The sequence below is a fragment of the Allorhizocola rhizosphaerae genome (assembly GCF_003426775.1).
Taxonomy (GTDB): domain Bacteria; phylum Actinomycetota; class Actinomycetes; order Mycobacteriales; family Micromonosporaceae; genus Allorhizocola; species Allorhizocola rhizosphaerae.
In genome coordinates this window covers 1-12834 of sequence record NZ_QJUG01000232.1, presented here as the reverse complement: position 1 = coordinate 12834, position 12834 = coordinate 1, and the positions used below count along the sequence as shown (strand labels likewise).

Sequence of the window (12834 nt, the reverse complement as noted above, 5' to 3'; positions counted from 1 at the left end):
GCCCACCCGCGACGCGGCAGCGCTGTCCGGGCTGCTCGCACTCGGCGCGGCGGCGAGCGGGTCACCCAACGGGCAGGCCGCCGCGACCGCCGCGCTGCGCACGCTGGCCTCCGGGCGCTCGCAGCTGCGGCAGGATCTGCTCGCGCGGTTCCCGCGTTCGACCGACCCGGCGGCGATCGCGTCGGGGTTGAGCGCGGCCGCGCTGTCGGAACAGGCCGTAATCGCGTACAACGCGGCCAAGCCTCCGATCAAGCTGGCCGCGCTGTATATCGAGCCCGCGCCGGTCGCGCTCGACTACCCGTACGCCGTGCTGTCCGATTCGGACGGTGCCAAGGCGGCCGCCGCGGCGGCGCTGCGCAGTGCGCTGCAGGAGTCGTCGTTCCGCGACCGGCTCGCGGCCGACGGACTGCGCGGGAGCGACGGCCTGCCGGGCAACAATTTCGCCGCACCGCAGGGCTCCCCCGCCCCGGTGATCACGCCCCCGCCGACCGCGGCACAGCGCAGTGAGGTCGCAGCCGCGGTCGAGCGGGCCCTATCCACGTGGGTCGCGGTGACCCTGCCCGCCCGCATGCTCGCGGTCATCGACATCTCCGGCACGATGGCCGAGCGCGTGCCGACCGCCGGCGGCGCGACCCGCATCCAGCTCACGCTGGAGGCCGCCCGGCGCGGTTTGGGCCTGTTCGACGACTCGTGGGCAGTCGGGTTGTGGGTGTTCTCCACCAACCTCGCCAACAACCAGGACTGGCAGGAGCTCTCGCCGATCGGGCCGCTGTCGGCGCAGCGCAGCCAGCTGCTGGCCAGGCTGAACTCGATCCAGGCCAAACCGCAGGGCGACACCGGGCTCTACGACACGATCCTCGCCGGATATCAAGCGGTGCAAAAGGATTGGGACCCGGGCCGGGTCAACTCGATGGTCATCCTGACCGACGGCATCGGCAACGACGACCCGGGCGGCGGCATCTCGCACGCCGATCTGCAGGCCAAACTGAAGCAGATCGCCGACCCGAAGAAGCCCGTTCAGCTGATCATCATCGGCATCGGTCCGGACGTGAAATCCGCCCCGCTGGAGGAAGTCACGAAGGTCACGGGCGGCGGCGTGTTCGTCGCGCCCGACCCCGCGAAGATCGACGAGATCTTCCTCAAGGCGATCTCGTTGCGCTCCTCCGGCGTGACCGGCTGAGTCACCACCGCTTACCGGATACGTCCTTGACGAGGCAGACGGTTCCGTCCGGGTCAGCGGGTGACACAGGCTGGTAGCCCTCGCTGCGGTAGAGGTCGATGTTGCGCAGGCTCTTGGCGCCGGTGAACAACACGATGCGGCGGTGGTCCGGTCCGGCGGCGGCCTCGGCGGCGCGCAACAGCCATCGGCCCAGTCCTCGGCCGCGCAGATCGGGCACGACGGCGAGCCGACCCAGGTGCAAGTCGGTGTCGATGGCGCGGACTCGGACCATCGCCAGCAGCCTGCCGTCGAGCCAGATGCCGCTGGTGTGCCAGCTCACCAGCCACTGACGCACCTCCTCCAGCGACTCATGCAGTGCCGGTATGGCCATGGTGTCGTTGACGACCGCCTCCTCCACCCAGCAGCACCGCTGCAGCACGGTGACCTCGGGCGCGTCGTCTGGGGTCAGCCTCCTCACATAGGACCCCGGCAAGGGGCCGGGCAGTGTCCCGGCTCGTGTGCGCTCGCGCATTGGCCGCAGGGCGTTGGCGACCCGGACCAGCTCGTCCAGGAGGTCGACGCTCGCCGCATCGCGGGTGGCATCCGGCCCTAGCCGCTCCTTGCCCAACGGGTCATCGATGCGCATGGCGACCGTGGCGCCCAGCGGAACCATGCGCAGCGCGGTCGCCACCTGCTTGGTGTGCTCGACGGAGCGGGCGCCCGCCGAGGTGTTGCCATAGCTCACGAAACCGATCGGTTTCCACGCCCCCTCGGTGTGGAGGTGGTCGAGGGCGTTCTTCAGAATCGCCGGAATCCCGTGGTCGTCCTCCGGCGTGACCGCGATGAACCCGTCGGCCGCGTCCGCGATCGCGCTCCATCGGTCGAGGTGTTCCTGTCGGTGGACGCCTGATGACGAATGCTCCTGCGCATCGAGGAAGGGCAGCTTCAGGTCGGCGAGAACCACCGGCACCAGTTCGACGCCCAGCTCCGCCGCCCGAGGCGTGATCGTGTCGATCAGCCATTGGAGCACGGCCGGGCCCAGAGCGCCCGGGCGGGTGCCGCACACCAAGACAAGAACACGAAGCCGTCTCGTCGACATGGAACCGAAGCTACGCGCAGGATTGATGACATGTCAACGACCCGCTGATCGCTCTTGGTCTCCGGTCTTCGCACGGGAAGAATCGCCGCGACGACCTCATCCCAGACCTGGGGTGGGGGCATTTGGTGGCCCATGCCCTCGATCGGGAGCAGGGTCGCGCCGGGGATCTCGCGGGCCAGGGCCTCGCCGTGCGGTAACGGGAACAGCGGGTCCTCGGTGCCGTGGATGACCAGCGCGGGCGCGGTGATCTGGCCGAGCCGCGGGCGAATCGGCTCGCTGTCGCCGCCTTCGAGGATCCAGTGGTTGGTCATGCTCGCGGCGACGTCGCGGGTGCGGTCGAACATGCGCCCGGCGATGGCGCGAGTGCGCTCCTCGTCGACCGGGATGGAGCCGGAGAACGCCCGCTCCATGTCCATGAACGACTGGATGACCGCCGCGCGGTCCGTCCAATCCGGACTCGGGGCGGGCTCGCTGAACATCTTGCTGATGCGGTCGGCCGGCGGTGGCAGGTCGTCGCCGAGCAGGCTGGTGGACATCAGGGTCAGCGTGATGACCCGCTCGGGATGCTCTATGGCGATCTCTTGCGCGATGCCGCCGCCCATGGAGATGCCCACGAGGTGGGCCTGCGCGATGCCGAGCGCGTCGAGGATGCGCAGGGCGTCGAGCGTCAGGTCGCGGCCGGTGTAGGCGCGGGTATGGCGAGGCGTGCCCGGTGGCGCACTCGCTCGACGTGGTCGGAGACCGGTGGGCCATGCTCGTGGTGCGCGAGCTGCGGCTGGGGCCCCGGCGGTTCAACGACCTGCAGGTGAGCCTCCCCAAGGCCGGGCCAAACGTGCTCACCCAGCGGCTGCGCGACCTGGAGGTGGCCGGGGTTCTGCGCAAGCACACGCTTCCCGCTCCCGCGCGGGTGCAGGTCTACGAGCTCACCGAGTGGGGAGCCGAGCTTGAGCCCGTGTTTCAGGCCCTGGCCAGGTGGGGCATGCGCTCCCCCAACGCACGCGAAGGCACGGTCACCAACGACACCGTGATGCTCGGGACACGCACGTTCTGGCCGCCGGAGTCGACCGGGTGGGACGCGACGCTGCAGGTGAGCCTAGGCCGCGACACCTATCGCATGACCGTCGTGGATGGACGGCTGACCGACCTGGCGCGCGGCGAGGCCGTGCGTCCCGACACGACCGTCACCACGGATCAGCACACGTTCAACGCGGTTCTCAACGGCGAGCTGGCCCTGGACGCGCTGGCCATCGAGGGTGACCGGGAGCCGGTCCGGCGGCTGGTGAAGACGTTCAGCTCAGTTGGCGGGCGCCAGGAATTCCAGGCGGTTGCCGACGCAGTCGTGCGTGTGGAAGCGGCGCAAGCCGGGTAGTTCGTCATTGCCCCACGTCACGGGGTAACCGTGCGCCGTGAGGCGGGCTGCGAGCGAGTCGAGATCGGGGCGCAGCAGGGCCGGGTGAGCCTTGCGCGCGGGCCGGAAATCGGGCTCGACGCCGAGGTGAAGCTCCGCGTCGTACTCGTCAAAGAACCAGCAACCACCCCGGGCCGCGAGTTGCGGGGGTTTGGGTTTCTCCGTCATGCCGAGCACGTCGATGTAGAACTCGCGAAGCGCAGTCTCGTGCCCCGCGGGGCAGGCAAGCTGGACGTGGTGCAACATGTGGGGAGTCTGTCACGCGGGTTGCGGTTTTAACAAGACGGACGTACGGTTTAGAACGACAGCGTGGTGAGATCGAAGGAGCAAACGGTGGCCAGCCTCGACACCTTTGGTGCGAAGAGCCAGCTCGGCGTCGGCGACGCAAGCTATGAGATTTTCAAGATAGACCGGGTCGAAGGACACGAGCGGCTGCCGTTCAGCCTGAAGATCCTGCTGGAGAACCTGCTGCGGACGGAGGACGGGGCCAACATCACGGCAGAGCACATCCGCGCGCTGGGCGGTTGGGACCCGAAGGCGGAGCCCAGCGTGGAGATTCAGTTCACCCCAGCGCGCGTGCTGATGCAGGACTTCACCGGCGTGCCGTGTGTCGTCGACCTGGCGACGATGCGTGAGGCCGTGCGGGAGCTGGGTGGCGACCCGTCGAAGGTGAACCCGCTCGCCCCGGCGGAGCTGGTCATCGACCACTCGGTGATCGCCGATGTGTTCGGGCGGCCGGACGCGTTCGAGCGCAATGTGGAGATTGAGTATGGGCGCAACCGCGAGCGGTACCAGTTCTTGAGGTGGGGCCAAACGGCTTTCAACGAATTCAAGGTGGTACCGCCGGGGACCGGCATTGTGCACCAGGTGAACATCGAGCACCTGGCCCGCGTCGTGATGCCACGCGGAGGGCAGGCCTATCCGGACACGGTGGTCGGCACCGACTCGCACACCACGATGGTCAACGGTCTGGGCGTGCTGGGCTGGGGCGTCGGCGGCATCGAGGCCGAGGCGGCCATGCTCGGGCAGCCGGTGAGCATGCTGATCCCGAAGGTCGTCGGGTTCAGGCTGCATGGGGAGATGCCGTCGGGCACGACCGCGACCGACCTGGTGCTCACCATCACCGAGATGCTGCGCAAGCACGGGGTGGTCGGCAAGTTCGTGGAGTTCTACGGCTCGGGTGTCACGTCGGTGCCGCTGGCCAACCGGGCGACGATCGGCAACATGAGCCCGGAGTTCGGGTCCACGTGCGCGATCTTCCCGATCGACGGGGAGACCATCGCGTACCTGCGGTTGACCGGGCGCAACGAGCAGCAGGTCGCGCTGGTCGAGGCGTATGCGAAGGCGCAGGGGCTGTGGCACGACCCCTCGCACGAACCGTCCTATTCGGAATATCTGGAGCTGGATCTGGGCACGATCGTGCCTTCGATCGCCGGGCCCAAGCGGCCGCAGGATCGGGTGCCACTCACGGACGCGAAGGCGGACTTCCGTGCGGCGCTTGGCGGTTACGTGTCCGACGGGATCGAGTCGCCGGTCGACGAGGCGTCGGCCGAGTCGTTCCCGGCGTCGGACTCGCCGGCCGTGTTCGCCGAAAACGGTGGTGGCCAGCCGCACGCGGCCGAGACCGTCGTGAAAGGACGGGCCTCGAAGCGGGTGAAGGTCGAGGACTTCGAGCTCGACCACGGCGCGGTGGTGATCGCCTCGATCACGTCGTGCACCAACACGTCCAACCCGCAGGTCATGCTGGGCGCGGCGCTGCTGGCGCGCAAGGCCGTGGAACTCGGGCTCACGTCCAAACCGTGGGTCAAGACGACGCTCGCGCCCGGGTCCAAAGTGGTCATGGACTACTACGAGAAGGCGGGGTTGCTGCCGTACCTGGAGAAGCTCGGCTTCCACCTGGTGGGTTATGGCTGCACCACATGCATCGGCAACTCGGGGCCGCTGCCCGAGCCGATCAGCGCGGCCGTCAACGAGCACGACCTCGCCGTGGTTTCGGTGCTTTCGGGCAACCGCAACTTCGAGGGGCGCATCCAGCCGGACGTGAAGATGAATTACCTGGCGTCGCCGCCGCTGGTCGTGGCGTATGCGATCGCCGGGACGATGGACATCGATCTGACGAGCGAGCCGATCGGGACGTCGTCTGAAGGCAAGCCGGTGTACTTGAAGGACATCTGGCCGACGCCGCAAGAGGTACAGGAAACAATTCTTCAAGCCGTTTCGGCGGAGATGTTCCGCAAGGGTTATGTGGATGTGTTCGCCGGTGACGAGCGATGGACCTCGCTGTCGACGCCGACCGGTGACACGTTCGCTTGGGACGGGTCTTCGACATATGTGCGCAAGCCTCCGTACTTCGAGGGCATGACGCCGGAGCCGGTGCCGGTTCGGGACATCGCGGGAGCGCGCGTGCTGGCCAAGCTCGGCGATTCGGTGACGACCGATCACATCTCGCCGGCCGGGTCCATCAAGCCCGATTCGCCGGCCGGCAAGTACCTGACCGAGCACGGCGTGGCGCGGACCGACTTCAACTCGTACGGGTCGCGGCGCGGCAACCACGAGGTGATGATCCGCGGGACGTTCGCCAACATCCGGCTGCGCAACCAGCTGGTGCCGGGCGTCGAGGGCGGGTTCACGCTGAATCACCTGTCCGGTGAGCAGGAGCCGATTTACGACGCGTCGCAGGCATACCAGGCGGCGGGCGTGCCGCTGGTCATCCTGGCGGGCAAGGAGTACGGGTCAGGGTCGTCGCGCGACTGGGCGGCCAAGGGCACGGCGCTGCTGGGCGTGCGGGCGGTCATCGCGGAGTCGTACGAGCGCATTCACCGGTCGAATCTGATCGGCATGGGCGTGCTCCCGTTGCAGTTCCCGCCCGGTGAAACGGCCGACTCGCTGGGGCTGGCCGGTTCGGAGACGTTCAGCATCACCGGGATCGAGGCTCTGAACGAGGGCACGACCCCGCGGACGGTTCGGGTCAAGGCGGGCGACGTCGAGTTCGACGCTGTCGTCCGGATCGACACGCCCGGCGAGGCCGACTATTACCGGCACGGCGGCATCCTGCAATACGTGCTCCGCAAGATGATCGAACACTAGTTATACTATCGTTACTTAGTCTACAAAGCATGTCGGACGACGATGTCGGCCTATCGTGTAAGGATGCGGGATGTCGATGATGAAGGAGACGAAATGACCGCGCAGCCTGTCACGGTAGGCCGCTCTCAGCCGGGCGGGCGCAAGTCCGGCTGGTGGCAGCCCAAGCCTCCCTTCACCGTGGACACGCTCTTCGATCTACCCGAGGGCGATCTGCGTTACGAGGTCTTGGACGGACAGCTCGTCGTGACACCCACCCCCACCCCCGCGCACAATCTCGCCGCCGACCGCATCGGCAGAATCCTGCTGCCTCATCTGCCCCGGCAGGTTGACGCCGTCACGGCTATGGCGGTGCGCATGCCTTCCGGCGACGGCCCAGTGCCGGATCTAGTGATCACCACCGGGGACATGACCGTGCTCAAACGCGGCCTGCCGGTCGAGACTGTCCACACCGTGGTCGAGGTCGTGTCGCCGTCGAGCACGACGGTCGACCGGGTCACGAAGGCCGGGCTCTATGCGCAGGCCGGGATTCCCTGCTACTGGCGGGTTGAGCTGCGCAGCTGGAAGGACCACTTTGGACCGCTGCCCGCGATCGTCGTGCAGCTGTTCCTCGACGGCGAGCGCAGTGAGCACCTGTTCGCCGCGGGCGAGACGCACGACATCCCGCTGGTGATCGGACCCGGGGCCGAGATGATCACTATCAAGCTCGACCCCGCCGATCTGGTCGGGCCCCGCCGTTAGACGACAAGCTCGGCCAGCACCTTCGATTCATCCAGATCGGACAGTCCGCGGGCCTGGAACCAGCTCACGACGTTGTGCACGTCGCGCTCCAGGAACCGCCGGCCCTGCGGGTTGGCCACGATGTCGACGATCTGCGGGAGATCGATCACGACCAGGCGGCCACGGTGGACCAGGATGTTGTACGGCGACAGGTCGCCGTGGGCGTAGCCGGCACGGGTCATGACGGTCAGCGCGACCATCATCTGGTCCCACAGGTTTCGCAATCCTGCCTCGTCGTCCGTGCGGACGGAGGCCAGACGCGGGGCCGCCGTGCCGTCGGGCTCGCCGATGTACTCCATGAGCACCTCCGTGCCCAGAATCTGCACCGGATAGGGCGTGAACGGCTCGACCTGCATCTGCTTGGCCAGCTCCCACATGTGGCACAGCGCGCCGAACTCGGCGACCGCCCACTGTCCCGCGATCGCCTCCTTGCCGAAGTCGCTGCGGTTGGACATGGCCCGGTTGACCCGGGAGGCACGCACCCGGCGGCCCTCAAGGTAACCGGAGTCGCGGTGGAACATGCGATGGTCGTGCGCCCGGTAGCGCTTGGCCACCATCAGGCACGCGCGGTCTGTGCCAGGCACCGCGCGCGTGATGAGGCAGGCGTCCGCCTCCTTGCCCGTCTTGAGCACGCCGTGCTCGGTGTCAACGGCGGCGAGCTCGGTCACGAGCCAGTCGGGCCACGGCTGTGGGCCCTTTTCGGTGGGTGTGGACAGGTCCCATGTGGACCAGCGGTCGCCCGTCTCGGGCGCGTCCGGGGTCTCGTCCCAGGCGATGTCCTCGGAATAGCTTTTTTCGAAAGTCAGATCGTCGTCGTCAAACCTGTTGCGACGCTTTTGCTTGGGCAACGCAAGGCTCCTTGTGAGGAAGGGGAAATTCGAACGAGCGCAGGGCAGAACACAACCACGACAGTCATCCGCTCATCTCCTCCTTCCGCTCAGAGCTCGGTTTGTGGCAACGTCCGTCAGCCTAGCGGGCCACGGGCGAAACGTGTCAAGTGACTTTCACCGCATGCGGTATGGCTGGTCCGCCGCGAGCACGGCGGCCACCGCCTGGATCACGCCGTCGGCGATGCGGGTCGGGCCGAATCGGCGCTCCGTCCACTTGCGACCGCGGTGGATCCAGACGCTCGGGATGCCCACGGTCGTCGCGCCCCCGATGTCGGCCTCCGGCCCGTCGCCGATCATCCACGCGCCGCGCAGGCTCATCCGCACCCGGTCGGCGGCGATCTCGAAGATGCGCGGATTGGGCTTGCGGCAGTCGACCTCCTGCGAGACCACCCAGTCGGCAACAAACCGGTCCAGACCCGTATGTCGGATCTTTCCTTCCTGTTGCCGGGTCTCGCCGTTGGTGACAATTACCGGTACCCAACCGGCGTCCGCCGCGATGCGCAGCGCCGCACCCACCATGGGATCGAACTTGGTGCACTCGACCTGGCCCTCGTGTAGCTCATCCACCAGATCCACCACCGATTCGCGCAAGCCGTAACGGTTGCGAATGGCGTCGGCCAGATCCCACCGGGACATCAGCCCATCCGCGTCCACGTCCACCAACCAGTCGATGTCATAGGCGGGAGCGCCTATCGCGGCGAGGAATCGAGCACCCCAGGTCCGGAACGCGGTGTCCCGGTCCACGAGGGTGTTATCGAGGTCCAGCAGCAATAAGGGCACGCGGGCACGATACGTGACTCAAGACACGCCGGTGAAGCCCCCTTCGTGTCCAAATCGAAACGGCCAGTGACACTTCCGCGTCATTTGCGCCGGACAATTTTCACTTCTGCGCAGGTACCACCCGCGGGGCCCAGCGTCTCGCCGTGTGGCGGCGGCCGCCCGACCACCGGCGCATCCGGGCTGGCCGGGGTGCCTGGTGGCGTTACACGAGATCGGCGTCCAGGCCGACGGCGTCGCGGCTGCGCACGGTCAGGATCTGGTCGCGCGCCCAGGTGTAGCTCGGCCTCTGCCCGCCGAACTGGCGCTGCACCCAATCCATGACGGCCTCGGGCTGCACGTCTTCGCCCATGGCGATGGCCTCGGCGATCATGCGCTGGGTCTCCTCGCTGCGCTGGGTCGACAGCGGTTTGCGGCCGATCGCGTCGCGCCCGTTGGTGGTCGTGTTGTTGACCGTGTCGTCGCCGCGCCGCTGCTCGGCCATGGGCCTGCGCCCGAGCACCTCGCGGGCGCTGGTGTTGGTCGAAAGCACGGAGGCGATCTGCGAGCGTGTGTCGGGATCGAGCACCGTGCCCTGCACGGACGGCGGGGGCGGGGGCGGCGGAGGCGGCGATGTCAGCGCAGGCGCCTGCGGCTCTGGTTGCGGCTGTGGCTGGGGTTGCTGCGGTGGCAACGGCTGCGCCGGCACGAGGATCGATCGGTGTGGCACGTCGCCACCGCGCCGGCCCGCAGTTGCCTTGGCCCGGCGCACCTCTGCTTTGGCCTGGACCTCCAACAGTTTGGCCTGCTGCTCCTCGCGCACGTGCAGCGCGCCGTCGAGTCTTCGTTGTCGTTTGGCGTCGCGCACGGCCTGCAGATGGTCGAGCGCGTTGCGGACCGTGGGCCGCAGGGCCTCCTCAGGCGGGTGCACGATCCAGGCGCGCCGGGCGGCGAAGGTCGACACTGGCGCGTATATCCAGCGCTGCCCGAAACGTGGGTAGCGGGTCTTCAGCGCGACCTCGTCGTCATAGGCAGCCATGAATTGGTCGAGCAGCTCGTGGAACATGGCCATGCCCGCCAACGACAGGAAGGCGAGATAGGCCCCGGCCCAGATGGACCAGCGGTCACGCCCGTGCACGAAATTGAGCACGGCCGACATGGTGGCGGCGGCCAGCACGATCTTGTAAGCACGGCCGGGATGCCGACCCCGCTTGACCGCGACGAAGGCCCACGCTCCAAACGAGACACTGATGCCGTCGAGGCTCAGCGGCACCAGGATGTTTGTCCAGTGCTGCCATTGCATGACGTCTGCCGCGAAGCCGGTGAGGCCGATGAAGGACACGCCCATCACGGCCAGCCAGACCAGCAGGGAGGGGATGAGCGCGGCGAGGAACAGCGCGGTGTCCTTGGCCTTCTCACGCATGGTCGCGAACGCCTCCGGGTGCGCGAGCCGGTGGCCGCGCCTGCGCCCGGCGGACCGCGCGAGCGGCACCCCGATGAACAGCGACAGCGTCAGCACCGACACGACGAGCACCATCACCCAGGTCGGAACCCAGGTGCTGGTCAGTTGGCCCAGGTCCACAGCGCTTCCTCCCAGAGCTGAGACGACCGTTCCTAGATGACCCTTGCTTGCCTAACGCCTTTCTGGACGACCTTGCCGGAGAGGCATTCTTCCACGAGCCTGTGACAATTTCTCACGGCACGCCCGAACAAGTGTGCCAACCGTACGTACGGATTAGGATCAGTCCGTGTCCAGACTGGCCCAGCCTCCGCGCTCCCCGGTGACCCTATGCCTCGGGTGAGTCAGGACCAACTCGAGGCCCGGCGGCAGGAGATCCTCGCAGCTGCGCGGGCATGCTTCGCCCGATACGGTTACGAGGGCGCCACGGTGCGCAGGCTTGAGGACGCGACCGGGCTGTCCCGTGGCGCGATCTTCCATCACTTCCGCGACAAGGACTCGCTGTTCCTGGCCGTGGCCGAGGACGACGCGGTCGAGATGGCCGCGACGGTCGCGCAGCACGGGCTGGTGCAGGTCATGCGTGAGCTGGTGCAGCGGGCGTCGGATCCCGAGTCGGCGGGCTGGCTGGGCACGCAGCTGGAGGTGGCGCGGCGGCTGCGCACCGATCCCGAGTTCGCCAAGCGCTGGGCCGCGCACGACGAAGCGATCACGAAGGCGACGCGGCAACGGCTGGAGCGGCAGGCCACGGCGGGCGCGCTGCGCGACGACATCCCGCTGGGTGTGCTGACCAACTTCCTGGAGCTGGCCTATGACGGCATGGTCAAACGCCTGGCCATGGGCGGGTCGGCCGACGACTTCGGGCCGGTACTGGACCTGATTGAGGAGACGGTACGAAGGCGGGGTCACTCGAAGACCGAGTGATGCGCGCCGGGCTCGCGCCGCCTGCGCCGCCTGCGGCGGATCAAGATGATCACGAGGTCGACGATCGTGATGACGCCGAGGATGACCGTGAAGACCGCGAGGCCGAAGTTGCGGAAGTTGACGGCGAGGAACCCGAGCACGATCGTGCACGCCAGCCCGAACAGGGTGAGCAGGAGGCGCAGGTTGAGCGCGCTCTGCGGCTTCTCCGGGAACTGGCCGGTCATGACAATGTTTGTGCCCGGAATCGGTACCGCCGAATCGGATTTTCTCGCTGGATCGGCGGGTCTGAAGATGTCGCACGGGTGTTGCACCATGGGTGGCATGGAGCACACGTGGGGGATCCCCAGCCAGACGTTCCTGTGGTGGTTCATCGCGGCGGCGGGCCTGGCCCTCGTCGCGACGCTGGCGCACCGGCGCCGGCTGTGGCGCGGTGACAATGATGTGCGCGCCGAAGCGCTTTCGCCGAGCCAGGCGGCGTATTTGTCGGGTGGGCCCGAGCGGGCAGTCCATGCCTCGCTGACCTGGCTGCGCAAGGCCGGCGTCATCGACGTGGATGAGCAGACTGGCCGGTTTCGGCGGCTGGGCGGCGTGCCGGTGGGCGCGTCCGGGCTCGACTCCGCGACGTTGCATGCCGCCGGCCAGGGTCTGCGGGCCTCGCAGATCCGGCAGGAGCGATCAGTCGTCGCGGCCCTCGACGAGTTGCGCTCCGATCTGGAGCGGCGCGGGCTGCTCGTGTCCGGCGAGGCCCGGCGCAGCGCGCGGCGTGGCGCGTGGGTGCTGCTCGGGCTCGTCGTGATTGGACTTGTGCGGGTCTTCGCCGGGGCGGCGGGCGGCAAGCCGGTCGGGTTCCTGATCCTGACGCTTGCGGTGCTCGCACCCGTCGCGCTGGTCCTGCTGCTGCGCCAGCCGCGGCTGACCCGGGCCGGGCGGGATTCGCAGCTCCGGCTGCTGAGCAAATACCGGCACCTGGACCGCAGCCATCGGCCCGCTTGGCAGACATACGACCCCGTGACCACCGCGATGGCCGTCGGCCTGTTCGGCACGGCCGTGCTGTGGGACGCCGACCCGGTGCTCGCCGGCGCGGCCGACGTGCGACAGCTCCAGGCGGGCAGCAACAGCTACATCGGCGGCTCGGGCGGCGGCTCCGCCGGTGATGGCAGCGGAAGCAGCCACGGCGGGAGTGGCGGCGGCGACGGAGGAGGCGGAGGCGGGGGTGGTTGCGGCGGCGGAGGCGGCTGTGGCGGCTAGTGGAGCGGCCGCGGCACGCCCGGCGCGGTG

The 12834-nt window shown here is 68.3% G+C and carries 13 protein-coding genes; 6 read left to right on the top strand and 7 right to left on the bottom strand.

Annotation, left to right across the window (positions count from 1 at the left end; translation table 11 throughout):
• Positions 1 to 1180 (top strand): VWA domain-containing protein (locus DM816_RS34285; RefSeq protein ID WP_117214622.1); only part of this gene is annotated, 1180 nt, incomplete at its 5' end.
• Position 1181: 1 nt separating this feature from the next.
• On the opposite strand, the gene DM816_RS34280 is transcribed toward DM816_RS34285, so the two are convergent.
• Both DM816_RS34280 and DM816_RS34275 read right to left on the bottom strand, forming a co-directional pair.
• Positions 1182 to 2225, bottom strand: coding sequence for a GNAT family N-acetyltransferase (locus DM816_RS34280; protein WP_211588971.1), 1044 nt, complete (start codon positions 2223 to 2225; stop codon positions 1182 to 1184).
• Positions 2174 to 2908 (bottom strand): alpha/beta fold hydrolase, encoded by a 735-nt coding sequence (locus DM816_RS34275; protein WP_246002521.1) that lies wholly within the window; start codon positions 2906 to 2908, stop codon positions 2174 to 2176. The genes DM816_RS34280 and DM816_RS34275 overlap by 52 nt, the downstream gene beginning before the upstream one ends.
• Before the next feature lie 62 nt (positions 2909 to 2970).
• Between DM816_RS34275 and DM816_RS34270 the strand changes: the two genes are divergently transcribed.
• Positions 2971 to 3627, top strand: coding sequence for a winged helix-turn-helix transcriptional regulator (locus DM816_RS34270; protein ID WP_246002520.1), 657 nt, complete (start codon positions 2971 to 2973; stop codon positions 3625 to 3627).
• Here the strand turns inward: DM816_RS34270 and DM816_RS34265 are convergent.
• The gene (locus DM816_RS34265) at positions 3553 to 3912 is read right to left on the bottom strand and encodes a VOC family protein (protein WP_117214619.1); all 360 of its coding nucleotides are present in this window, start codon (positions 3910 to 3912) and stop codon (positions 3553 to 3555) included. The two genes, DM816_RS34270 and DM816_RS34265, sit on opposite strands and share 75 nt — an antisense overlap.
• Before the next feature lie 87 nt (positions 3913 to 3999).
• Between DM816_RS34265 and acnA the strand changes: the two genes are divergently transcribed.
• Together acnA and DM816_RS34255 are read left to right on the top strand one after the other, a co-directional pair.
• Entirely contained in the window at positions 4000 to 6753 is a 2754-nt protein-coding gene (acnA, locus tag DM816_RS34260; RefSeq protein WP_117214618.1) for an aconitate hydratase AcnA, read from the top strand.
• 93 nt (positions 6754 to 6846) lie between these two features.
• Entirely contained in the window at positions 6847 to 7491 is a 645-nt protein-coding gene (locus DM816_RS34255; RefSeq protein WP_162908114.1) for a Uma2 family endonuclease, read from the top strand.
• On the opposite strand, the gene DM816_RS34250 is transcribed toward DM816_RS34255, so the two are convergent.
• The 3 genes from DM816_RS34250 to DM816_RS34240 all read right to left on the bottom strand — a co-directional run bounded on the left by DM816_RS34250 (position 7488) and on the right by DM816_RS34240 (position 10758).
• On the bottom strand, positions 7488 to 8378 hold the full coding sequence (locus tag DM816_RS34250; RefSeq protein WP_117214616.1) for a serine protein kinase RIO: 891 nt from the start codon (positions 8376 to 8378) through the stop codon (positions 7488 to 7490). The two genes, DM816_RS34255 and DM816_RS34250, sit on opposite strands and share 4 nt — an antisense overlap.
• A gap of 156 nt (positions 8379 to 8534) precedes the next feature.
• Positions 8535 to 9200, bottom strand: coding sequence for an HAD family hydrolase (locus DM816_RS34245; RefSeq protein ID WP_117214615.1), 666 nt, complete (start codon positions 9198 to 9200; stop codon positions 8535 to 8537).
• A gap of 202 nt (positions 9201 to 9402) precedes the next feature.
• A complete protein-coding gene (locus DM816_RS34240; protein ID WP_117214614.1) occupies positions 9403 to 10758 on the bottom strand; it encodes a DUF2637 domain-containing protein in 1356 nt (451 codons plus the stop codon).
• Positions 10759 to 10965: 207 nt separating this feature from the next.
• Here DM816_RS34240 and DM816_RS34235 point away from each other — a divergent pair, with 207 nt between their 5' ends.
• Positions 10966 to 11556 (top strand): TetR/AcrR family transcriptional regulator, encoded by a 591-nt coding sequence (locus DM816_RS34235; protein ID WP_117214613.1) that lies wholly within the window; start codon positions 10966 to 10968, stop codon positions 11554 to 11556.
• Here the strand turns inward: DM816_RS34235 and DM816_RS34230 are convergent.
• Entirely contained in the window at positions 11538 to 11780 is a 243-nt protein-coding gene (locus DM816_RS34230) for a DUF6343 family protein (RefSeq protein WP_117214612.1), read from the bottom strand. The genes DM816_RS34235 and DM816_RS34230 overlap by 19 nt on opposite strands.
• A 97-nt stretch (positions 11781 to 11877) precedes the next feature.
• On the opposite strand from DM816_RS34230, the gene DM816_RS34225 reads away from it, so the two are divergent.
• A complete protein-coding gene (locus DM816_RS34225) occupies positions 11878 to 12804 on the top strand; it encodes a TIGR04222 domain-containing membrane protein (RefSeq protein WP_162908113.1) in 927 nt (308 codons plus the stop codon).
• Positions 12805 to 12834 lie beyond the last annotated feature (30 nt).